Annotated in this window: 22 protein-coding genes; 5 read left to right on the top strand and 17 right to left on the bottom strand. The window is 66.9% G+C overall.

From position 1 onward, the window contains the following. Position 1: 1 nt before the first annotated feature. The 5 genes from A7E77_RS12960 to A7E77_RS12940 form a co-directional block, all read right to left on the bottom strand. A complete protein-coding gene (locus tag A7E77_RS12960; RefSeq protein WP_063688476.1) occupies positions 2-1,630 on the bottom strand; it encodes a M56 family metallopeptidase in 1,629 nt (542 codons plus the stop codon). Further along, positions 1,627-1,995 (bottom strand): BlaI/MecI/CopY family transcriptional regulator, encoded by a 369-nt coding sequence (locus A7E77_RS12955; RefSeq protein ID WP_017978332.1) that lies wholly within the window; start codon positions 1,993-1,995, stop codon positions 1,627-1,629. The genes A7E77_RS12960 and A7E77_RS12955 overlap by 4 nt, the downstream gene beginning before the upstream one ends. A gap of 425 nt (positions 1,996-2,420) precedes the next feature. After that, the gene (gene grxD / locus A7E77_RS12950) at positions 2,421-2,747 is read right to left on the bottom strand and encodes a Grx4 family monothiol glutaredoxin (RefSeq protein WP_017978331.1); all 327 of its coding nucleotides are present in this window, start codon (positions 2,745-2,747) and stop codon (positions 2,421-2,423) included. Positions 2,748-2,758: 11 nt separating this feature from the next. Further along, positions 2,759-2,989: a BolA family protein gene (locus A7E77_RS12945; RefSeq protein WP_020486447.1), complete on the bottom strand. Its 231-nt coding sequence runs from the start codon at positions 2,987-2,989 to the stop codon at positions 2,759-2,761. Positions 2,990-2,997: 8 nt separating this feature from the next. After that, positions 2,998-3,321 carry a DUF1476 domain-containing protein gene (locus A7E77_RS12940; RefSeq protein ID WP_024310502.1) on the bottom strand — a complete coding sequence of 108 codons (324 nt, stop codon included), beginning with the start codon at positions 3,319-3,321 and terminating at the stop codon, positions 2,998-3,000. 213 nt (positions 3,322-3,534) lie between these two features. Here A7E77_RS12940 and A7E77_RS18050 point away from each other — a divergent pair, with 213 nt between their 5' ends. After that, entirely contained in the window at positions 3,535-3,678 is a 144-nt protein-coding gene (locus A7E77_RS18050) for a hypothetical protein (protein ID WP_017978328.1), read from the top strand. Between the two features lie 22 nt (positions 3,679-3,700). On the opposite strand, the gene A7E77_RS12935 is transcribed toward A7E77_RS18050, so the two are convergent. The 12 genes from A7E77_RS12935 to A7E77_RS12880 form a co-directional block, all read right to left on the bottom strand. Next, entirely contained in the window at positions 3,701-4,699 is a 999-nt protein-coding gene (locus A7E77_RS12935; protein ID WP_192929978.1) for an NADPH:quinone oxidoreductase family protein, read from the bottom strand. Continuing rightward, the gene (gene leuD / locus A7E77_RS12930) at positions 4,662-5,291 is read right to left on the bottom strand and encodes a 3-isopropylmalate dehydratase small subunit (RefSeq protein WP_043060556.1); all 630 of its coding nucleotides are present in this window, start codon (positions 5,289-5,291) and stop codon (positions 4,662-4,664) included. Before leuD ends, A7E77_RS12935 begins: the two co-directional genes overlap by 38 nt. Positions 5,292-5,403: 112 nt before the next feature. After that, positions 5,404-6,840: a 3-isopropylmalate dehydratase large subunit gene (gene leuC / locus A7E77_RS12925; RefSeq protein ID WP_063688470.1), complete on the bottom strand. Its 1,437-nt coding sequence runs from the start codon at positions 6,838-6,840 to the stop codon at positions 5,404-5,406. A 72-nt stretch (positions 6,841-6,912) separates the two neighbouring features. After that, positions 6,913-7,596, bottom strand: coding sequence for a glutathione S-transferase family protein (locus A7E77_RS12920; protein WP_063688467.1), 684 nt, complete (start codon positions 7,594-7,596; stop codon positions 6,913-6,915). Further along, positions 7,593-8,480 (bottom strand): alpha/beta hydrolase, encoded by an 888-nt coding sequence (locus A7E77_RS12915; protein WP_063688465.1) that lies wholly within the window; start codon positions 8,478-8,480, stop codon positions 7,593-7,595. The genes A7E77_RS12920 and A7E77_RS12915 overlap by 4 nt, the downstream gene beginning before the upstream one ends. 38 nt (positions 8,481-8,518) lie before the next feature. Next, entirely contained in the window at positions 8,519-9,160 is a 642-nt protein-coding gene (locus A7E77_RS12910; protein WP_063688462.1) for a CoA transferase subunit B, read from the bottom strand. Then, positions 9,160-9,477, bottom strand: a complete 318-nt coding sequence (locus A7E77_RS12905) for a DUF5076 domain-containing protein (RefSeq protein ID WP_063688459.1) — start codon at positions 9,475-9,477, stop codon at positions 9,160-9,162. Before A7E77_RS12905 ends, A7E77_RS12910 begins: the two co-directional genes overlap by 1 nt. Then, positions 9,474-10,418 (bottom strand): HAD family acid phosphatase, encoded by a 945-nt coding sequence (locus A7E77_RS12900; protein WP_063688456.1) that lies wholly within the window; start codon positions 10,416-10,418, stop codon positions 9,474-9,476. Before A7E77_RS12900 ends, A7E77_RS12905 begins: the two co-directional genes overlap by 4 nt. Then, positions 10,415-11,122 carry a CoA transferase subunit A gene (locus tag A7E77_RS12895; RefSeq protein ID WP_078462295.1) on the bottom strand — a complete coding sequence of 236 codons (708 nt, stop codon included), beginning with the start codon at positions 11,120-11,122 and terminating at the stop codon, positions 10,415-10,417. Before A7E77_RS12895 ends, A7E77_RS12900 begins: the two co-directional genes overlap by 4 nt. Before the next feature lie 187 nt (positions 11,123-11,309). Continuing rightward, a complete protein-coding gene (gene ppdK / locus A7E77_RS12890; protein WP_063688454.1) occupies positions 11,310-13,967 on the bottom strand; it encodes a pyruvate, phosphate dikinase in 2,658 nt (885 codons plus the stop codon). A 104-nt stretch (positions 13,968-14,071) separates the two neighbouring features. Beyond that, positions 14,072-16,300, bottom strand: coding sequence for a glycine--tRNA ligase subunit beta (glyS, locus tag A7E77_RS12885; protein WP_063688451.1), 2,229 nt, complete (start codon positions 16,298-16,300; stop codon positions 14,072-14,074). A gap of 184 nt (positions 16,301-16,484) precedes the next feature. After that, positions 16,485-17,354, bottom strand: a complete 870-nt coding sequence (locus A7E77_RS12880) for a glycine--tRNA ligase subunit alpha (protein ID WP_017978314.1) — start codon at positions 17,352-17,354, stop codon at positions 16,485-16,487. 96 nt (positions 17,355-17,450) lie between these two features. On the opposite strand from A7E77_RS12880, the gene A7E77_RS12875 reads away from it, so the two are divergent. From A7E77_RS12875 to A7E77_RS12860, 4 genes are all read left to right on the top strand, one after another. After that, complete coding sequence (locus A7E77_RS12875; RefSeq protein ID WP_063688449.1) at positions 17,451-18,362, top strand: TraB/GumN family protein; 912 nt, start codon at positions 17,451-17,453, stop codon at positions 18,360-18,362. Between the two features lie 247 nt (positions 18,363-18,609). Beyond that, entirely contained in the window at positions 18,610-19,272 is a 663-nt protein-coding gene (locus A7E77_RS12870; RefSeq protein WP_063688446.1) for a 50S ribosomal protein L25/general stress protein Ctc, read from the top strand. A 148-nt stretch (positions 19,273-19,420) separates the two neighbouring features. Then, entirely contained in the window at positions 19,421-19,990 is a 570-nt protein-coding gene (pth, locus tag A7E77_RS12865; RefSeq protein ID WP_063688443.1) for an aminoacyl-tRNA hydrolase, read from the top strand. Next, positions 19,987-20,589 carry a TIGR02466 family protein gene (locus tag A7E77_RS12860; protein WP_063688440.1) on the top strand — a complete coding sequence of 201 codons (603 nt, stop codon included), beginning with the start codon at positions 19,987-19,989 and terminating at the stop codon, positions 20,587-20,589. The genes pth and A7E77_RS12860 overlap by 4 nt, the downstream gene beginning before the upstream one ends. Positions 20,590-20,597: the final 8 nt, after the last annotated feature.

Here is a 20,597-nt window from a genome sequence, read left to right as displayed (position 1 = left end):
GTCAGTCCTTACCGATATCTGCCATCTCGTTGCGCAGCTCGACCAGCGCGTCGTCGATATCCTTCAGGGCGGAGGCGCGATCAGCGGGCGGGATGCTGGCGTTATTGGCGATGCTGGCGCGCGTCACCATGACGCTGGACAGCGCCGTTTGCAGCGCGTCGCGCTTCACGACCGCGGCATGGGCCGATGCCATCGCACCCGCTGTGGCCGCCGCCTCGATCCGGTTGGTGCAGACGATCATCGCCCGCTTGCCGGCGCGCGTCGTGTGAACCACCAGCTGGCGCGGGCCGCCGTCGCGGCCGTCGGCGCAGTTGCGCGAGCTGACCTCGGGCGCGCGGCTGCGGGCATCCGCGGCCATGCGCTCGATCGCGGCGTCGTCGAAATGGCCATCGGCGTTCGACGTGTACGTGGCCAGCTTGCCATCCTGCATTGTGTTGATGACGATGCGATGAGCCTTTGCAGGCGCGGCGGGGACCGGCGGTACGGCAGGCGCGTCGGGCGCCTCGAGAGCCGGAGGAGGCGCCGGCACGGCCGCGATCGCCGCCACGTCGGGCGCGGTAGCGGGTGCCGGGTGCGCGGGCGCGACGGGAGGGGCCGGCGGCGCCGGCGGCTGCGCTTGCAGATCGACGCCGATCGTATCGCCCACCTTGCCGCTGATCGCCTTGGCAGCGCTGGTGCCCGAGGCGGTGAGGCCAAGGCTGGTAAGGACGACGGCGGACATCAGCACACCCCCGGTCGCGAGACGCCGACGCGAACGCGGCATGGTGGTCAGCATACGGATTCTCCCTTTCAGATCGTCGATGGTGTGCAGGTGGCAGGCGGCGGACACGGCCCCGCCGTGCGCGGCCTTCACGATGGCGCAGGCATAGGCGTGACGGTCGATCGCGGAGCGGCCGGCGAGTACGCGGGCGTCGTTGGCCAGCTCCTGATCGGCGCGGAAGGCGCGGAAGGCGCGCCAGGCGACGGGATTGAACCAGTGGAGCGCGAGCACCGCCAGGGCGATCCAATTGGCGATCAGATCGCCGCGCTGGTGGTGACCGATTTCGTGCTCCAGCGCGAGTTCGCGCTCGTCGGCATCGTAGCGATCGGCGAAGTCGAGCGGGAAGGCGACGTAGCGGCGGAGCACGCCGAAGGCGAGCGGCCCGGGCGCCGCATCGCTGGCGATCACGCGCACGCCGCGCATCTCCTCCACGTGCGCCGCAGTGCCGAGCAGGCGACGGCAGAAGCGCGTATGGCTGGTGAGATGCCACAGCAGGAAGCCGAGCGCGCCCACGCCCCATAGCAGCGCCAGCGTTCCACCGACGATCGGGCCCCAGGCGATCGGCGCGCCTTCGGCCATCGGTGCGACGGCGGGCGCGACCGCGGTGGCGCCCTGCCCCACGACCATGATCGTGATCGTCTCGCTCGCCTGGCTGAGCGGGGTGGCTGCCGCCTGCCGCAGGCCGGCCGGCAAAGGCGGCAGCAGCAGGCGGAGCAGTGGCAAGGCCCACAGCGCATAGGCGATCTGCGGCCCGAATGCCTCGCGGACCGGACGGCGGATCAGCAGCGCCAGACCCATCAATAGCGTGGAGGCGACCAGCGCCTCGATCAGCCAGCCGAGGAACGGCGCGCCGGGCAGCAGCGCGCTCATTGTTTCAGGTCCTTCAGCAGCGCCTCGATTTCGGCGATATCCTGCGCGCTCAATTCGTCACGCTCGGCGAGGTGCGCGACGAGCGGGGTCAGCTTGCCGCCGAAGAGACGGTCGATCAGCCGCTTCGATTCGCCCGACACGTAATCATCGCGCGCGACGATCGGTCGGTAGAGATACCGGCGGCCATCCTCCTGATGCGCGATCGCCGATTTGGCGAGCAGCCGGCCGAGCAGTGTCTTGACCGTATTGGCGCTCCAGCCCCGCGCCGGATCGACCCGCTCCGCCACGTCCTGCGCAGTCAGAGGCGATTCGTCCCACAGGACCTCCATCACCGCATGCTCGGCATCGCTGATTCGTTCGGCCACGGTTACGCTCCTCTATCGACTACAGCTGTGATCGCCCCGATTACGAGCGTAGTCAATAGGGGATGTGGGGCTTCCAAACCGCGAAAGGCGACGGCGCGCGGCCATTGTCGAAGAATTTTACAGCTACGCCCGTAAGCCTGGTGGCGTTAACCAACCGGGGGCGGCCATTTCCGTGGATTGGTACGATTGGCACGCCGCATGCGTATGTCAGGGCAGCCGAGCGTTCGACGCTTCAGCAGGGTGGGCCAGCCGCGGGATCGTATCGCGCACCGGCTCACCCGCACCCGGCCGATGTGCCATGCGAGGCCGATTCTAACCGGACCGCCGCACCGTCAAGCGAACAGCAGCCCGAACAAACAAAAGGCGGACGCCATACGGCGCCCGCCCGATGCCCGATCTCGTCGGGCAGGCATCGAAGCCCACGCTTACTGCGCGGCGGCTTCGCCCTTCAGCAGCGTCGCCAGTTCGCCGCTTTCGTACATTTCCATCATGATGTCCGACCCGCCGATGAATTCGCCGCCGGCATAGAGCTGCGGGATCGTCGGCCAGTCCGAATAGGCCTTAATGCCCTGGCGAATTGCTTGGTCCTGCAGAACGTCGACGCTTTCGTAGCTGACGCCGAGATGGTCGAGGATCGCCACCGCGCGGCTGGAAAAGCCGCACTGCGGGAACAGCGGGCTGCCCTTCATGAATAGCACCACCGCATTGTTCTTTACGACGGCGTCGATGCGGGCGTGAGTATCGTCGGTCATGGTCTCTATCCTCAGGCTGCTGCGGTCTTGAGTTGCAGCGCATGGAGTTCGCCGCCCATCCGGCCGCCGAGCGCCGCGTACACCGCCTGATGCTGCTGGCGCAGCGGCAGGCCCGCGAAGCTCGCCGACACGACGCGTGCGGCATAATGGTCTCCGTCGCCAGCAAGATCGGTGATCTCGACCTCGGCATCGGGAATGGCGGCGCGGATCAGCGCGGCGATATCGTCAGCGGCCATCGGCATCGCGCTGCTTACTCCGGCTGCATCAACTGGCGACGCGCTTCGATCGCCTTGTCGGCGAGTGCGCGGCGCACGGTGGCATCGTCGGTCTCGACACGCGCGGCGGTGAGATCGCCCAGCAGCTTGCGAACGACGTCTTCATCGCCCGCTTCCTCGAAATCCGCCTGCACGACCGACTTCGCGTAGGAATCCGTTTCCTCCGGCGTCAAACCCATCAATTCCGCGGCCCACTGGCCCAGCAGACGGTTGCGGCGCGCGGTGATGCGAAACGCCATTTCCTCGGCGCGGGCGAACTGCCCTTCCAATGCCTTTTCCCGATCGTCGAACATCGTCATCGCGGCCATTTCCCCCGGGTCGGTCTACTTCGGTCTCCACATAGGAGCGGGTGACCGCCCGCGCAACGCACGCTGCTGTGCCGCACGATCAGCTCTCACGACGGGGCGTGCAAAATAAGTAAAACGTAACGCCTACGTTATGGAACCGTTAAGCGGGTTATGAGATATTGAATATAGGGTACGACGCAAAGATCGACCCGCTGGAGAAGGACAATGACCAACGCGCCTCTCACCGCCGGCACACATTCCGGCACTCACGACCACCGCGCCACGCCGCTGACCGGCGTGATGATCGGCACGGGAATCTCGCTGTTCTTGTGGGCGATGATCCTGGCTGTCGTATTCGCGGTACGCTAACCGCCCCGCCCGGTGGCCGAGGTCAACCGACCTCGACCACCAGTTTACCGATGGCCCCGCGTGCGGCCATCTTGGCGATCGCATCGCCACCCCGTTCGAACGCAAAGGTTTCCGTGACGCGCGGCGCGATGCGCCCCTCCCGCCACAAACGGAACAAAGTGTCGACATGTGCGGCATTCGCCTGCGGATCGCGGGCAGCGAACGCGCCCCAGAACACGCCGCAGACATCGCAACTCTTCAGCAGCGTGAGATTGAGCGGCAGCTTCGGGATACCCGCTGGGAAACCGACGACCAGATAGCGCCCCTCCCAGGCGATCGAACGCAACGCCGGCTCGGCATAGTCGCCGCCCACCGGATCGTAGATCACATCGAAGCCGCCGCGGCCGCCCGCCGCCTTGAACTGTTCGGCGAGCGCCTTGGACTGATCCTTGTCGAACGGCGCGCGACCATAGAGGATCGTTTCGTCCGCGCCCGCAGTCTTGGCAGCCGCTGCTTTCTCCTCCGACGACACCGCCGCGACGACCCGCGCGCCGTAGGCCTTGCCGAGCTCGATCGCCGCAAGGCCGACGCCGCCGGCGGCGCCGAGCACGAGGAGTGATTGCCCTTCCGCAAGGCGTCCGCGGTCGAGCAACGCGTGGATCGTGGTGGCGTAGGTGAGGATCAGCGCCGCACCCTCGGCGAAGCTGCGGTCTTCGGGCAAGCGGTAGAGGCGTTGCGGCTCGATGGCGATCTTGCTCGCAAGGCCGCCGTGGCCGATCACGCCCATCACGCGATCTCCGACCCGCCAGTCGGCAACGCCCTCGCCCAGCGCCTCGATGACACCGGCGATCTCACCACCGGGTGCGAAGGGGCGCTGCGGCTTGAATTGATATCTGTCCTCGATGATCAGGACATCGGGGTAGTTGATCGCGCAGGCCTTCACAGCGACCAGGACCTGCCCCTTGGCAGGTACGGGATCCGGCGATTCCGTCAGCTCTAGAGTTTCAGGTCCGCCCGGCGCCGTCGACAGCAATGCTCGCATACCCGCTCCTACTCCCGATCCAGGGGCGGCTCTGCTCGACCGCACCTTCAAATTTCGAAATCGCGGTATCTCTTGCCAGTGTCAGACCGACTTCGTCCAGCCCCTCCATCAGGCAACGGCGACGAAACGGGTCGAGTTCGAAGGTGAAACGATCCTGATAGGGGGTCGTGACCGTCATCGTCTCGAGATCGACGGTAATCGGCTGCTCCTTCGCCACCTCGACCAGCCGGTCGACCGCTTCCTGCGGCAGCACCACCGGGACGATGCCGTTCTTGAAGGCGTTGCCGGAGAAGATGTCGGAGAAACTGGGCGCGATGACGGCTTTTACGCCCATGTCGGCGAGCGCCCAGGCGGCGTGTTCGCGGCTGGATCCGCAGCCGAAATTGTCGCCCGCGATCAGGATCGGCGCGCCGGCATAGCGGGGATCGTCGAAGACGTTACCCGGCTGCGCGCGCACCGTTTCGAACGCGCCGCGACCCAGTCCTGAGCGCGTGATGGTTTTCAGCCAATGCGCCGGGATGATGATGTCGGTGTCGATATTCTTGGCACCCCAGGGATAGGCGGTGCCACTGACGGTCGTGACGGGCTGCATCGGCGTCAGCGCTGGGTCGCGGCCGGATGGGTGAGCACACGCGCACCGGCGACATAGGCGGCGACGCCGCTCATCATCGCGCCCGCGACTAGCAACACCAGAACCTTCTTCATCATCGTCCTCCCATCACATCGCGCACATCGGCGAGCCGTCCAGTCACCGCGGCAGCAGCCGCCATTGCCGGCGACAACAAATGAGTCCGCGCGCCAGGTCCTTGACGTCCCACGAAATTTCTATTGGAGGTCGAGGCACAGCGCTCGCCCGCCGGCACCTTGTCCGGGTTCATCGCGAGGCACATCGAACAGCCCGGCTCGCGCCATTCGAAGCCCGCCGAGACGAACACGCGGTCGAGGCCCTCCGCCTCCGCCTGCCGCTTGACCAGCCCCGATCCGGGGACGACCATCGCGCGCACGCCATCCGCGACGCGGCGTCCATCCGCCACCGCCGCTGCGGCGCGCAGATCCTCGATTCGGCTGTTGGTGCAGCTACCGATGAAGACGTGCTGGATCGCGACGTCCTGCATCGCGGTGCCCGGCGTCAGGCCCATATAGTCGAGGCTGCGCCGCGCCGCCTCGCGCTTGGCGGGATCGGAGAAGCTGTCGGGTTCGGGGACGACGCCGGTGATCGGCACGACATCCTCGGGACTCGTACCCCAGGTGAGCGACGGTGCGATCTCGCTGGCGCGCAAAGTAACGCTCTTGTCGTAGCGCGCGCCGGCATCGGTCGCGAGGCTGCGCCACCAGGCCACCGCCCGCTCCCACTCGTCGCCCTTGGGCGCCATCGGCCGGCCCTTCAGATAGGCGAAGGTCGTGTCGTCCGGCGCGACGAGTCCGGCACGTGCACCGCCCTCGATCGACATATTGGCGAGCGTCATCCGCCCCTCGATCGACATGTCGCGCACGACGTCGCCGGTATATTCGAAGACATGGCCGGTGCCGCCCGCCGCGCCGACGCGGCCCATGATCGCGAGGATCACGTCCTTGGGGCTGACGCCATAGCCGAGCGTGCCGTCGACGCGGACCTCCATCGTCTTCGACGGGCTAAGCAGCAGCGTCTGCGTGGCGAGGACATGCTCGACCTCGCTGGTCCCGATCCCGAAGGCGAGCGCGCCGAGCGCACCGTGGGTCGACGTGTGGCTGTCGCCGCAGACCAGCGTCGTGCCGGGCAGCGTGAAGCCCAGTTCCGGGCCGACGACATGGACGATGCCCTGTTCCGCCGCGGTCGCGTCGATGTAATCGACGCCGAATTCGGCGGTATTGCGGCGGAGCGCGTCGAGCTGCTGCGCACTTTCGGGGTCGGCGATCGGGATCAGGCGGCCGCCGGCATCGACGCGCGGCGTCGTCGGCAGATTGTGGTCGGGCACCGCCAGCGTCAGTTCGGGACGGCGCACCCGGCGCCCGGCGGCGCGCAGCCCTTCGAACGCCTGCGGGCTGGTGACTTCGTGGACGAGGTGGCGGTCGATGTAGATCAGGCACGTGCCATCGTCGCGCGTTTCGACGACGTGCGCGTTCCAGATCTTTTCGTACAGGGTCTGTGGTCGGGATGCCATGATGGCGCTCGCGTTAACCGAAACGATGCGTCGGCGAAAGGCTGTGCGACAGATTATTGCCGGGAGGATCGCCTATTTACGATGGTCCGCCGTTATCGTCCCGCAGGCGCGAATATCCGCCTCATGCGCCTGCTCACGCCAGGTCTCGGTCAGCGCCACCGCTTCCCAGCGGAGAACGTCGGGATGCGCCAGGATCGTAGCGACCCAGCGCTGCCCCGCCTCACCCACGTCGATCCCATAGGTGCGGGCACGGAAGGCGACAGGCGCGTAGAAGGCATCGACCGCGGTGAAGGCTTGGCCGCCCAGCCAGGGACCACCGAACCGATCGAGCCCCTCGCCCCACAATTCCGCGATGCGGGCGACATCACGCGCCAAGGCAGCGGAGCCCGGCTTGGGATCGGCGCGCACCCCGACGTTCATCGTCCGCTCGTTGCGCAACGCTGCAAACCCGCCGTGCATCTCCGCGACCGCGCTCTGCGCCCATGCGCGGGCGTCCTCCCGCAGCGGCCAGACACCCTCGTGGCGATCGGCGAGATACATCACGATGCCGAGCGAGTCCCAGATCGTGCGGTCGCCGTCGATCAGGACCGGCACCTGACCGGTCGGCGAGAAAGCGCGGAACGCCTGCCAATTGTCGGCCTGCGCGAAGGGTTCGATTCGATCCTCGAACGGAATGCCGAGCGCCGTCATCAACAGCCAGGGCCGCAACGACCAGCTGGAATAATTGCGGTTGGCGGTGATCAACGTGTAGCTCATGGCACCCTCCCCGTCCCCAATATCCGATTTAGGAACGCGACGCTGTCGTGCAGCACCGGCGCCTTGCCGCGGAACGGCACCGAGAGCGCCATCACGACATCCTCGTGGCTGAGGCCGCCATAGTTGCGCAGCTCCGCCGGCGAACCCGCTGCCTTCAGCCGCTGCGCCAACGCGATGGCGTTGCGCGGCTTCACCTGCGTGTCGGCGCTGCCCGTCACCAGCAGCATCGGTGGCAATCCGGGGCGGGCATAGTGGACCGGCTGCGTCGCGGGGCCATCCGCTACTCCCGCGAAAGCGTCGATCGATCGTTTCGAATCGAACGGGAAGAAGTCGTACGGGCCGCACAGCCCCACCACCGCCTTGATCGTATCGGGCGCCAGCCCGACGTCGCGCAGCAAGCGTGGGTCGATCGCCAGCATCACCGCATTGTAGGCGCCGGCCGAATGACCCGCGACCGCGATCCGCCCCGCATCGCCGCCATACTCCGCGACATGATCATGCACCCAGCGCAGCGCATCGGCGCCGTCCTGGACGAAGGCCGGGAATCGCACGCCCGGCACCTTGCGATAATCGGGCACCACCACGACGAACCCCGCCCTGGCGAAGGCGCGTGCGGCGAAGGCATAGGCGGCACGGTCGCCATTCACCCAGCCGCCGCCATAGATGAAGATCACGACGGGGCGCCGGCTCGCTGCCCCGGTGGGCCGCCACACGTCGAGCGTCTGCCCGTGCGACCCGAACGGCACGCCGTCCGCGACCCGCTCGACCCCGCGGCCACCGCCCATCACGCCATCGGCCAAGCTGAGCCATCGCGGCCCGGACACGGTCGCGTAGAGGATGCCGACGATCAGCCCGATCAACCCGATCCCGATCAGCCAGCGCATCGTCCCTCCTCAGGCGTCCGGGTGCAGCGTGCCGATCGTTACAGCGCCACCTGATAGGCGGCCGTCGTCTTCGCCGCGACCTCGTCCGCGGTCACGCCGGGTGCAAGTTCGACCAGCTGGAAGCGCGAATCGTGATCGGGCCGCCGGAAGACGGCGAGGTCGGTGACGATCATGTCGACGACATTCTTGCCCGTCAGCGGCAGCGTGCAGGCGGGGATGAACTTCGGGCTGCCATCCTTGGCATTGTGGTCCATCACGACGATGATCTGCTTGACGCCGGCGACGAGGTCCATCGCGCCGCCCATGCCCTTGATCATCTTGCCGGGGATCATCCAGTTGGCGATGTCGCCACCCTCGCTGACCTCCATCGCGCCCAATACGGTCAGGTCGATATGCCCGCCGCGGATCATCGCGAAGCTCTGTTCGCTGCCGAAATAGGCGCTCTGCGGCAGCTCGCTGATCGTCTGCTTGCCCGCGTTGATCAGATCGGGATCGACCTCGTCGTCATAGGGGAACGGCCCGATGCCGAGCATGCCGTTCTCGCTCTGCAGCGTCACCGTCATGCCGGCGGGGATGTTGTTGGCGACCAGCGTCGGGATGCCGATGCCGAGGTTGACGTAATAGCCGTCACGCAGTTCCTGCGCGGCGCGTGCCGCCATCTGATTGCGGTCCCAAGCCATTAATGCACATCCCTGTTGGCGGTGATGGAGATCGGATCGGTCGTGGGCGCAGCGCGCTCGGCGTCGAGCCCTTCCCAGATGCGCGCGAGCGCTGCCTCCTCGTCGATGTTCACCGCACGGGCATAGGCCCTGGCGGCGTGGCGGACGCAATCGACCATGGCGAGGCCAAAGGCGAAGGGATCCGGCCCGATCGGCACCGGATTGACGAAGCAGGTGACGGGGCCGTCCTGCTTGGCCCAGACGCGCAGAAATTCGGCGCTGCCGCCGATCAGGTCGGCATAGCGATCGAGGCTCATCGGAACGGGCTTGTCGCTCATCGCGCGCCCCCATCGACCCAGCGCTTGTCGGCCGGGAAGACGTCGTCGAAGCCGCCCTTCAGCCCGGTGCCGTAGACGGGATTGGGCAGGACGAACCAGCCATTGCCCCACATCTCGCCGATCGCGCCCGTATCGGTGGCGAGACGACGGTCTGCCGGGGAGGCGATCGCCCCGAACAGGTCGCTGAAATCGCCGAGCTGATCGCCCGCCATCGCAACGACGCAATAACGCTGGGCAATGGCGGCGCGGCGCGCGTCCTTGCCATTGACGCCCTGGCGCAGGAACAGATTGTCCCCCGGCGTGAAGTCGCCGAGACCGGCAGCTTTCAGCGTGGCGACCGTGCCCGGCGCGGTGGAGGCATCGCGATTGGTGTTGATGATGATCGCGATGTTCGCGGCGCGCAGCGCGGCGAAGGCCTCGATCGCGCCGGGAGCCGCCACGACGGCCTTGGCGCCCGTCCGCTCCCATCGCGCCCATTGCGCGGCATCGAAGGGGGCGGCGGGATCGCGCGCCGCCAGTGCCTCGACGCCGAGATTGAGAATCACGGTTTCGTCCGCGTCGAACACCGCGGCGCGCGGCTTGCCGGCGCAGGCGGTCCAGCTCGGCGCGGCGAGCGTGGCATTGGGTGCGAGGACGACGCTATCGCCCGCCGCCTTGCGATAGGTGGCGTAGGAGACGAGCGCGCGGAACGCCTGCCGGCTGAGCGCCAGCGCTTCACCCGAACCGTAGAGGAACTGGAACTGCGGCGGGACGACGGCCGTATCGGCGCTGGCGGCACCGCCGGGCGCAGGCAAAGCCTTCAGCCGGGTGATCTGCACGACCTTGCCGTCAGCGGTGTAGGTCTGCCCCGGCGCGGGCAGCGTCGCCACCCGTTCGCCGCGCCCGCCACAGGCCGTCAGCAGCGCCGTGGTGGCCAGCGCGAGGACCAGGCGGCGCATCATGCGCTCTCCCGCTCGCGGACGGTGCGGAACTCGATCTTCTTGTCGTAAGGGCTGCCGACGATCATCCGCTTCACGTAGATGCCGGGCAGATGGATGTGATCGGGGTCGAGGCTGCCGACCGGCACGACCTCTTCGACCTCGGCGACGCAGATCTTGCCCGCGGTGGCCATCGGCTGGTTGAAGTTGCGCGCGGTCTTGCGGAAGATGAGGTTGCCGCTCTCGTCCGCCTTCCAGCCCTTGATGATGCTGAGGTCGGCGCGGATGCCGCGTTCGAGGATATAGTCCTGTCCGTCGAAGGTCTTCACCTCCTTGCCCTCGGCCACCAAAGTACCGACGCCGGTCTTGGTGTAGAAGCCCGGGATGCCCGCGCCCCCTGCCCGGCAGCGTTCGGCGAGCGTGCCCTGCGGACAGAATTCCACCTCCAGCTCGCCGGAGAGATACTGGCGTTCGAACTCCTTGTTCTCGCCGACGTAGCTCGAGATCATTTTCTTGACCTGGCGGCTGCGCAGCAGCTTGCCGAGGCCTTCGCCGTCGATGCCGGCATTGTTGCTGGCGATCGTCAGGTCCTTGACGCCCGAGGCCTGGATCGCGTCGATCAGCCGTTCGGGAATGCCGCACAGGCCGAAGCCGCCTGCACAGATCGTCATGCCGTCATGCAGCAGGCCTTCGAGGGCCGCGGCGGCATCGGGATAGAGCTTCTTCAACGCCTCTCTCCTGTCGTTGCCGCGGCGATAGCGGGGCCGACGGCGCGGGGTCAAGCAAACCTGAATGAGGTTTCAGGTTTGTTGTGGGGGCCGTCACCCCGGGCTTGCCCCGGGGTCCCGCTTCTACCTTTTCGGCAGGTCAAAAGCGGGACCCCGGCTCTTCGGCCGGGGTGACGAGCAATGGGCTTTACTTCAGCGCCGCCTGCGCCGCTGCGAGGCGCGCGATCGGCACGCGGTAGGGGCTGGCCGAGACGTAATCGAGGCCGACCTTTTCGCAGAAGGCGATGCTCGCCGGGTCGCCGCCATGTTCGCCGCAGATGCCGAGCTTGATGCCGGGACGCGTCTTGCGCCCGCGCTCCGCCGCCAGCTCGACCAGCTCGCCGACGCCATCGACGTCGAGGCTGACGAACGGGTCCTTGGCGTAAATGCCCTTTTCGACATAGGCGCCGAGGAAGCGCGCGGCGTCGTCGCGGCTGACACCGAGCGTCGTCTGCGTCAGGTCGTTGGTGCCGAAGGAGAAGAATTCGCCGGTTTCGGCGATCTCGCCCGCCTTCAGCGCGGCGCGGGGCAATTCGATCATTGTTCCAACGAGATAGTCGATGGTCTTGCCACGTTCTGCGAACACCGCCTGTGCCGCCTGATCGACCACCGCCTTCATCAGATCGAGCTCGCGCTTGGTGGCGACGAGCGGGATCATGACCTCGGGAATCGGCGCGGCACCCGATTTGTCGGCGACGTCGAGCGCGGCTTCGAAGATCGCGCGGGCCTGTGTTTCGTAGATTTCGGGATAGGTCACGCCCAGGCGGCAGCCGCGGTGGCCGATCATCGGGTTGAATTCGTGCAGCTCGGCGGCGCGGCGCTTGAGCACCTCCACATCGACATCGGCCGCCGCGGCGACCTCGGCGAACTCATTCTCCTCGTGCGGCAGGAATTCGTGCAGCGGCGGATCGAGCAGGCGCACCGTCACCGGCAGGCCCGCCATCACCTCGAAGATCGCGGTGAAGTCGCTACGCTGCGCAGGGAGCAGCTTGGCGAGCGCGGCGCGGCGGCCATCCTCGCTGTCGGCGAGGATCATCTGACGGACCGCGGTGATGCGGTCGGCGTCGAAGAACATATGTTCGGTGCGGCACAGCCCGACGCCTTCCGCGCCAAAATCGCGCGCGGTCTGGCAGTCGAGCGGGGTTTCGGCATTGGCGCGCACCTTCAGGCGGCGCACCCCGTCGGCCCATTCCATCAGCGTGCCGAAGTCGCCGGCAAGCTCGGGCTGCACGGTCGCGACCGCGCCGAACATTACCTCGCCGCTCGCGCCGTCGATGGTGATGACGTCGCCTTCGCGAATCTCGCGACCCGCGACCTTCATCACCTTGTCCTTCGCCGAGATCGACAGCGATCCGGCGCCCGAGACGCAGGGACGGCCCATGCCGCGCGCGACGACAGCGGCGTGGCTGGTCATGCCGCCGCGGGCGGTGAGGATGCCCTCCGCGGCGTGCATGCCGTGGATATCCTCCGGGCTGGTTTCGACGCGGACGAGGATGACCTTGTCGCCCGCCGCCTTGCGCTTTTCGGCGGTGTCGGCGTCGAATACGACCGCACCGGACGCCGCGCCCGGCGAGGCGGGCAGGCCCTTGGCGATCACGTCGCGCGGGGCGTCGGGATCGAGCGTCGGGTGGAGCAATTGATCGAGCGCCATCGGATCGACGCGCAGGATCGCCTCTTCGCGGGTGATGAGCCCTTCGCTCGCCATGTCGACCGCGATCTTGAGCGCGGCCTTGGCGGTGCGCTTGCCAGAGCGGGTCTGGAGCATCCAGAGCTTGGCCTGTTCGACCGTGAACTCGATGTCCTGCATGTCGCGGTAATGCTTTTCGAGCCGGTCGAAGACCGCCGCCAGCTCGGCATATACCTCCGGCATCGCCTCTTCCATCGAGGCGGGCTTGGCGCCGGCCTCTTCGCGGGCGGTCCTGGTGAGATATTGCGGCGTGCGGATGCCGGCGACGACGTCTTCGCCCTGCGCATTGATCAGGAATTCGCCGTAATACGCGTTCGCGCCGGTCGAGGGATCGCGGGTGAAGGCGACGCCAGTGGCGGACGTGTCGCCCATGTTGCCGAAGACCATCGCCTGGACGTTGACCGCGGTGCCCCAGTCGGCGGGAATGTCGTTCAAGCGGCGATAGACCTTGGCGCGTTCCGACTGCCACGATCCGAACACTGCACCGACCGCGCCCCACAATTGGTCGTGCACGTCCTGCGGGAAGGGCTTGCCCCATTCCTTCTCGACCAGGCTCTTATATTCGGCGACCAAGGCCTTGAGATCGTTGGCGGTCAGCTCGGTATCGAGCGTGAAGCCGTTGTCTTCCTTGGCGATCTCCAGTGCTTCTTCGAACGCACCGTGGTCGAGTTCGAGCACGACGTCCGCGTACATCTGGATGAAGCGGCGGTAGCTGTCCCAGGCGAAGCGTTCGTCGCCGGACTTGGTCGCAAGGCCCTCTACGGTCGTGTCGTTGAGGCCGAGGTTGAGGACGGTGTCCATCATGCCCGGCATCGAGACGCGGGCACCGGAGCGGACCGAGACGAGCAGCGGATTTGACGCGTCGCCGAAGACCTTGCCCGTAACCGCTTCGATATGCGCGATACCTTGCGCCACTTCGTCGCGCAGCGACTGGGGGAATTGCTCGCCCTCTTCGTAATAGCGCGTGCACATGGCGGTGCTGATCGTGAAGCCGGGGGGCACGGGCAGGCCGATCGACGCCATTTCGGCAAGGTTCGCGCCCTTGCCGCCGAGCAGATTCTTGTCGCCCTTTCCGCCGTCCGAAACTCCGCCACCGAAACGGTACACGTATTGGGTCATCGCTGGTCCTTAAGAGCTGACGTGTTGGCCTGATCCCCGGGGAGGAAGGAGCATACCGAACGTTCGGAAGTGGACGATGTGGAATAGGCGTGGGGGTTTGGTTTCTACCCCTCGATTCTCGAAAAGTCGGCGACGGTGTGGACCGCCGCACGGATGCGGGCGAGCAGCGCGAGGCGATGGCCACGCTTTGCCGGATCGGCATCGTTGACGGTCACACTGTCAAAGAACGCATCGATCGGCGCGCGCAGGGACGCGAGGGCCGCCATCGCACGCTCGAAATCTTCCGCCTCCACCGCCGCCGCGGCGGCGGGTTCGGCCGAGTCGAGCGCGGCGATCAGATCAGCCTCTGCCTTTTCGGGCGTGTAGGACAGCGTTTTCGGATTCCCCTCGGTATCCGGGGTGTACGCTTCCTTCTTGAGAATGTTGGCGGCGCGCTTGTAGCCGGCGAGCAGGTTGGCGCCGTCGTCGGTGGTGACGAAGGCTTGCAGCGCGTGGACGCGGGCGAGCAGGCGGACGAGGTCGTCCTCGCCGCCGAGCGCGAACACCGCGTCGATCAGGTCGTGCCGGACGCCGGCTTCGCGTTGCTGCACCTTGAGGCGGTCGGCGAAGAATGTCGCGAGCTTCTTCTCCAAGTGTCCATGCCACACAGCTTCGAAGTCAGCCAAATCATCGGCAACCGCTGCCAGCAGGGCATCCTGAAGGCGGAAGCGAAGACCACTCGTGAGTATCAGTGCGATGACACCGAGTGATGCGCGCCGAAGTGCGAACGGATCCTTCGACCCGGTCGGTGCCTCATCTATCAAAAAGAACCGCGTAATCGTATCCAGCTTGTCCGCCAGCGACACCGCGACCGTCACCGGCGCCGTAGGGACGTCGTCGCCCTGGCCGACCGGCTTGTAATGGTCGCGGATAGCGTCGGCGACTTCGCGGGGTTCGCCCTGGGCGGCGGCGTAATAGCCGCCCATCAGGCCCTGGAGTTCGGGGAATTCGCCGACCATGCCGGTGACGAGGTCCGCCTTGGCGAGGCGTGCGGCGCGTTCGGCCATGTCGGCGAGGGACGGTCCCTCTCCCCCTGTGGGAGAGGGAGGGAGCGCCGTAGGCGCGGAAGGGTGAGGGGGAGTTTGGGGAGCGACAGTTGCCGCGTCCCCCTCACCCTTCCCACTCGCTGACGCGAGCGGGCCCCTTCCCTCTCCCACGAGGGGAGAGGGAGATTGGATGATGCCCTCTTCGACCAGCCAGCGGGCGAGTTTGGCGACGCGGTCGACCTTGTCCGCCACGGTGCCGAGCTTTTCGTGGAAGACGATGTTCGAGAGCTTTGCGGCCTGTTCCTCGAGCGGAGTCTTCAGATCGGTGTCGTAGAAGAAGCGCGCGTCCGACAGGCGGGCGGCGAGGACCTTGCGGTTGCCCTCGACGATCTTGGCGCCGCCGTCGGTTGCCTCGATGTTGGCGGTGCAGACGAAGGCGTTCGCCAGCGCTCCGCCCGCGTCGCGGCAGACGAAATACTTCTGGTTCACGCGCGCGGTGAGCTGGATCACCTCGGGCGGCACACTGAGGAAGTCGGCGTCGAAACGGCCGAGCAACGGCACCGGCCATTCGGTGAGGCCGGCGTTTTCGGCGACGAGGCCTTCGTCTTCGACGAGGGTCAGGCCCGCATCGGCGGCGACGGCGGTGGCCCGATCGCGGATCAGCGCGCGGCGCTCGTCCTGATCGACGATGACGTGACAGGCGCGCAGTTTCTCGACGTAATCCGCGGCCGAGCCGATCGTGATCTGGCCGGGGTGGTGGAAGCGGTGGCCGTAGGTGGCGACGCCCGAGCGGATGCCGGCGATCTCGACGTCCACAAGGGTTTCGCCGAGCAACGCGACGATGCCGTGCAGCGGGCGGACCCAGCGCAGCGATTCGGTCGAGGCGGAGGCGGCGCCCCAGCGCATCGACTTCGGCCAGGGGAAGGCGCGGACGATCGCGGGGATCGCCTCGGCAAGCACGGCGGCGGTGGCGCGGCCGGGCTTTTCGGTGACGGCATAGAGGACGCCGTCCCGCTCGGTCAGCTGATCGCGGGTCAGGCCGGTCTTGCGCAGGAAGCCGGCGAGCGCCTGTTCGGGGGCGTTGGCCTTGGGACCCTTCAGCTCTTCGCTGACCGCCTGCGTTTCGGTCGGCAGGCCGCGCGCGATCAGCGCGAGGCGGCGCGGCGTGGCGTAGGTGACGGTTTCGGTCGGGGCGAGGCCGGCCTTGGCGAGTTCGGCAGCGAACAGGCGGGCGAGATCCTCCCGCGCCTTGTCCTGCATGCGCGCGGGGATTTCTTCGGAGCGGAGTTCGAGGAGGAAGTCGGTCATAGTTCTCACTCCTCCCCCGCCAGGGGGAGGTGGCAGCCGGCAGGCTGACGGAGGGGGAGGATGGGGTGGAGCTTGGTGGGGCGGGATGCTCGCGGAGACGACGTCGCCGCCCTCCCCCTCCACCATTCGGCTGGCGCCGAACGGTCCCCCTCCCCCTGGCGGGGGAGGACCTTAGAAAGGGCGCTCACGCCGCCCATCCGTTCTTCTCCATCCAGGCGCCGCAGGCGCCTTTGGCGAGGTCGCGGACGCGGCCGATATAGGCCTGGCGTTCCGCCACCGAGATGACGCCGCGCGCCTGGAGCAGGTTGAAGGTGTGGCTGGCCTTGATCGCCTGTTCGTAAGCCGGGATCGGCAGACCGGCGGCGAGGCTGTTCTCGCACTCCGCCGCAGCCTTCTTGAAGGCGTCGAACAGGGTGGCGGTGTCGGCGACCTCGAAATTCCACGTCGACATCTGACGCTCGTTTTCGAGGAAGACGTCGCCATAGCTGACGCCATGGTCGTTGAAGCGGAGGTCGTAGACGTTGTCGACGTCCTGGATATACATCGCGAGGCGCTCGAGGCCGTAGGTCAGCTCGCCCGCGACGGGCTTCATGTCGAAGCCGCCCATCTGCTGGAAATAGGTGAACTGCGTCACCTCCATGCCGTCGCACCACACTTCCCAGCCGAGGCCCCAGGCGCCGAGTGTCGGGCTTTCCCAATCGTCCTCGACGAAGCGGATATCGTGTTTGGTCATGTCGACGCCGATCGCGGCGAGCGACCCCAGGTACAGGTCCTGCAGGTCGGGCGGCGACGGCTTCAGGATGACCTGATACTGGTAGTAATGCTGCAGGCGATTGGGGTTTTCGCCATAGCGGCCGTCGGTCGGCCGGCGGCAGGGCTGGACGAAGGCGGCGTTCCATGTCTCCGGCCCCAGCGCGCGCAGCGTCGTGGCGGGGTGGAAGGTGCCGGCGCCCATTTCCATGTCGTAGGGCTGGAGGATCACGCAACCCTTGTCGCTCCAGTAATCGTGGAGCGTCAGGATCATCTTCTGGAAGGAAAGCGGTGTGGCAGCCATGACGCGCCCGGCTTTGGCCGATGGCGCCGCGTCTAGCAAGTGGTGCGGCGCGGCATTAGGTGAAGGTCTGGCCCCACCACCCGGATACGTCCCCGCATGATACGAACCCTTGCCGCCGCCGTGTCCGCAGTCGCCTTGTGCCTGTCGCTGCCGGCCTGTGCGCAGCAACCCGCCCAGGCGCCCGCGCGCGCCGCGAACGATGCCGATCCGGCGCTGTGGGTGGTGAAGGGCAAGCAGACGACCATCTATCTGTTCGGGACGATCCATGTGCTCAAACCCGGCCTGACCTGGTTCGACGAAGCGGTGAAAAGCGCATTCGACAAGGCGGACGAGGTGAAGCTGGAGATCGTGATGCCCGATCAGGCGACAATGCAGGGGCTGGTACAGGCGACCGCCATTGCGCCCGCCGGCACGCCGCCGCTGACGCAGCGCCTGCCCGAGGGCAAGCGCGCGGCCTTTACCAAGGCGGTGACCGATCTGGGCCTGCCCGCCAATGCGCTCGACCGGTTCAAGCCGTGGCTCGCGGCGACGCAGCTGTCGGTCGCGCCGCTGTCGAAGCTGGGGTACGATAGCGCCAATGGGCCGGAAGAGGTAATCACCGAAGCGGCAAAACAGGCGCACAAGCCGCTGTCGGGGCTGGAGACGCCGCAGCAGCAACTGGGCTTCTTCGGCAGCCTGTCGGATAAGGCGCAGCTCCAGTTCCTGGAAAGCACGGTCGACGAATTGCCGACGCTGGACAAGCAGATGGCATCGATGGTCGACGAATGGGCGCGCGGCGACCCCGAAGCGCTGGCGCGCGAGATGAACGACGAGCTGAAGAGCTCGCCCGAGGTCGCCAAGGTGCTGCTGGTGGATCGCAACCGCAATTGGGCGCAGTGGATCAAGCAGCGGATGACCAAGCCGGGGACGGTGTTCATCGCGGTGGGTGCGGGGCATCTGGCGGGGCCGGACTCGGTGCAGGCACAGCTCGCCAAGCTGGGGCTGAAGGCGGAGCGGGTGAAATATTGAGCACGAGACCGTAACCCGACACCCGTTCGCCCTGAGCTTGTCGAAGGGCGGGTTTCCACAAGCGCCGTCGTCGCCCGTGGACACCCGTGCTTCGACAGGCTCAGCACGAACGGAAGAAAGGTCATGCCCGAGCAACTCGGTTGCTTTTTCCCGCCCTTCCCGCTATGCGCGCCCGCTTCCGGCCTTGGTCATCCCTGGAGGCGAGGCTGCGGAAAGACACTTTAGCACGTTTCGGAAGGTATTCTGCATGAGCGACACCATTACGCTCGCAGCCGAGACGCGCGACCGGGTTGGCAAGGGAGCCTCCCGGGCGCTGCGTCGTGACGGCCGCGTCCCCGCCGTGATCTACGGCCAGAACAAGGAGCCGGCCTCGGTTCATCTCGAGGAGAAGGCGCTGGTCAAGGCGCTGATGACGGGTCACTTCATGAACTCGGTCATCATGGTCGGCGGTCAGCGCACGCTGGCGAAGGACGTTGCGTTCCACCCGGTCACCGACCGTCCGGTCCATGTCGACTTCCTGCGCATCGGTGAGCACACCACCGTCACCGTCGCGGTGCCGGTCGTGTTCGCGGACGAGGACGAGTGCCGTGGCCTGAAGCAGGGCGGCGTGCTCAACATCACCCGCCACGAGGTCGAGCTGGTCGTCGACGCCGCCGACATCCCCAGCGAGATCACGATTTCGCTGAAGGGTCGCGAGATCGGCGATTCGATCCACATCAGCGACGTCAAGCTGCCCAAGGGCGCGACGCCGGCGATCGAAGACCGTGACTTCGCGATCGCGACGATCGTGCCGCCGACGGTCCCGACCGCCGAGGACGAGGCGCTCGAGGCCGAGGTCGCCGAGACCCAGGCTGCCGAAGCCGCCGCGGAGTCGGATGCCGAGGGCGACGAGGATTCGGCCGAGGGCTGATCCGGATCGATCCGGTTTGCGAAAGGGGCAGGGTGGCGAGCAGCTCCCCTGCCCTTTTTGTTATCACCGTCATTCCCGCGAAGGCGGGAATGACGAATACCGGTAGGAGGGGGCGCCTTCCGCCAACGTTGAGGAAAGACACCGCGCCATGCAGATCTGGGCAGGCCTGGGCAATCCGGGGCCGCAATATGCGATGCACCGGCACAATGTCGGATTCATGGCGCTTGACCTGATCGCCGACATGCACGGCTTCGGGCCAGTGAAGAAGCAGTTCCAGGGCTGGACCCAGGAAGGGCGGATCGGCAGCCATAAGGTGCTGCTGCTGAAGCCGGCGACCTTCATGAACGAGAGCGGCCGTGCGATCGGCGAGGCGTTGCGCTTCTACAAATTGGGGCCGGACGCGCTGACCGTGTTCCACGACGAGCTCGACCTCGCGCCGTTCAAGGTGAAGGTGAAGCGCGGCGGCGGCACCGCGGGGCATAACGGGCTGCGCTCGACCGACCAGCATCTGGGGCCGGAGTTCCGCCGGGTGCGGATCGGCATCGGCCATCCGGGGCACAAGGATCGCGTCACCGGATATGTGCTGGGCAATTACGCCAAGGCGGAGCTGGACCCGCTGTCCGACATGCTGGGCGCGATCGGGGCGGAGGCGCCGTGGCTGGCGGATGGCGACGACGTGCGGTTCATGAACGACGTAGCGATGAGGTTGGCGAAATGACGGTCCGTACGCTGTTCGCGACGCGCTTCTACGAAGGCGAGCTGAGCGATGCCGGGCTGATCGAGGAGTTGGAGGAGGCCTGCCTCGATCTGGCGCGCGAGGATCGCGCGGGCGTCGCCTGGTCCAAGGCGCATGGCTATCGCGGCTATACCTCTTATGCGTCGCTGAACGACCTGCCCGCACGCGATCCGCGCTTTGCCGACCTGGTCAAGCTGCTGAACAAGCATGTCGCGCGCTTTGCGGAGGCGTGCGCGTTCGACCTGGGTGGGCGAAAGCTGAAGCTCGACAGCCTGTGGGTCAACGTCCTGAAGCCCGGCGGCACGCATTCGGGGCATATCCATCCGCACAGCGCGGTGAGCGGCACGATCTATATCGCCACCCCGGCGGGCGCCGGTGCGCTGAAGCTGGAAGACCCGCGACTGCCGATGATGATGGCGGCCCCGACGCGGCGCGCCGATGCGGGCGAGGATCACGCGACCTTCGTCTATGCCGAGCCGAAGCCGGGCAGCGTCTTCCTGTGGGAAAGCTGGCTGCGGCACGAGGTGGTGCCCAATGCCGCCAAGGGCGAGCGGATCAGCATCAGCTTCAACTATCGGTAAGGCCGGCC

This window comes from Sphingomonas sp. NIC1 (genome assembly GCF_001638925.1).
Lineage (GTDB): Bacteria > Pseudomonadota > Alphaproteobacteria > Sphingomonadales > Sphingomonadaceae > Sphingomonas > Sphingomonas aquatilis.
The sequence above is the reverse complement of the archived record's forward strand: the minus strand, read 5'-3'. Positions and strand labels throughout refer to the sequence as shown.

Bases quoted from the DNA above. Each gene is read 5' to 3' on its own strand.
- grxD (WP_017978331.1), bottom strand. From the start codon at position 2,747: ATGACCGACGATACTCACGCCCGCATCGACGCCGTCGTAAAGAACAAT.
- A7E77_RS12905 (WP_063688459.1), bottom strand. From the start codon at position 9,477: ATGAGCGACAAGCCCGTTCCGATGAGCCTCGATCGCTATGCCGACCTG.
- leuD (WP_043060556.1), bottom strand. From the start codon at position 5,291: ATGCAGCCCGTCACGACCGTCAGTGGCACCGCCTATCCCTGGGGTGCC.
- ppdK (WP_063688454.1), bottom strand. From the start codon at position 13,967: ATGACCCAATACGTGTACCGTTTCGGTGGCGGAGTTTCGGACGGCGGA.
- A7E77_RS12945 (WP_020486447.1), bottom strand. From the start codon at position 2,989: ATGCCGATGGCCGCTGACGATATCGCCGCGCTGATCCGCGCCGCCATT.
- A7E77_RS12870 (WP_063688446.1), top strand. From the start codon at position 18,610: ATGAGCGACACCATTACGCTCGCAGCCGAGACGCGCGACCGGGTTGGC.
- A7E77_RS12940 (WP_024310502.1), bottom strand. From the start codon at position 3,321: ATGACGATGTTCGACGATCGGGAAAAGGCATTGGAAGGGCAGTTCGCC.
- A7E77_RS12960 (WP_063688476.1), bottom strand. From the start codon at position 1,630: ATGAGCGCGCTGCTGCCCGGCGCGCCGTTCCTCGGCTGGCTGATCGAG.
- A7E77_RS12900 (WP_063688456.1), bottom strand. From the start codon at position 10,418: ATGATGCGCCGCCTGGTCCTCGCGCTGGCCACCACGGCGCTGCTGACG.
- A7E77_RS12935 (WP_192929978.1), bottom strand. From the start codon at position 4,699: ATGCGAGCATTGCTGTCGACGGCGCCGGGCGGACCTGAAACTCTAGAG.
- A7E77_RS18050 (WP_017978328.1), top strand. From the start codon at position 3,535: ATGACCAACGCGCCTCTCACCGCCGGCACACATTCCGGCACTCACGAC.
- leuC (WP_063688470.1), bottom strand. From the start codon at position 6,840: ATGGCATCCCGACCACAGACCCTGTACGAAAAGATCTGGAACGCGCAC.
- pth (WP_063688443.1), top strand. From the start codon at position 19,421: ATGCAGATCTGGGCAGGCCTGGGCAATCCGGGGCCGCAATATGCGATG.
- A7E77_RS12880 (WP_017978314.1), bottom strand. From the start codon at position 17,354: ATGGCTGCCACACCGCTTTCCTTCCAGAAGATGATCCTGACGCTCCAC.
- glyS (WP_063688451.1), bottom strand. From the start codon at position 16,300: ATGACCGACTTCCTCCTCGAACTCCGCTCCGAAGAAATCCCCGCGCGC.
- A7E77_RS12915 (WP_063688465.1), bottom strand. From the start codon at position 8,480: ATGCGCTGGCTGATCGGGATCGGGTTGATCGGGCTGATCGTCGGCATC.
- A7E77_RS12860 (WP_063688440.1), top strand. From the start codon at position 19,987: ATGACGGTCCGTACGCTGTTCGCGACGCGCTTCTACGAAGGCGAGCTG.
- A7E77_RS12875 (WP_063688449.1), top strand. From the start codon at position 17,451: ATGATACGAACCCTTGCCGCCGCCGTGTCCGCAGTCGCCTTGTGCCTG.
- A7E77_RS12910 (WP_063688462.1), bottom strand. From the start codon at position 9,160: ATGGCTTGGGACCGCAATCAGATGGCGGCACGCGCCGCGCAGGAACTG.
- A7E77_RS12920 (WP_063688467.1), bottom strand. From the start codon at position 7,596: ATGAGCTACACGTTGATCACCGCCAACCGCAATTATTCCAGCTGGTCG.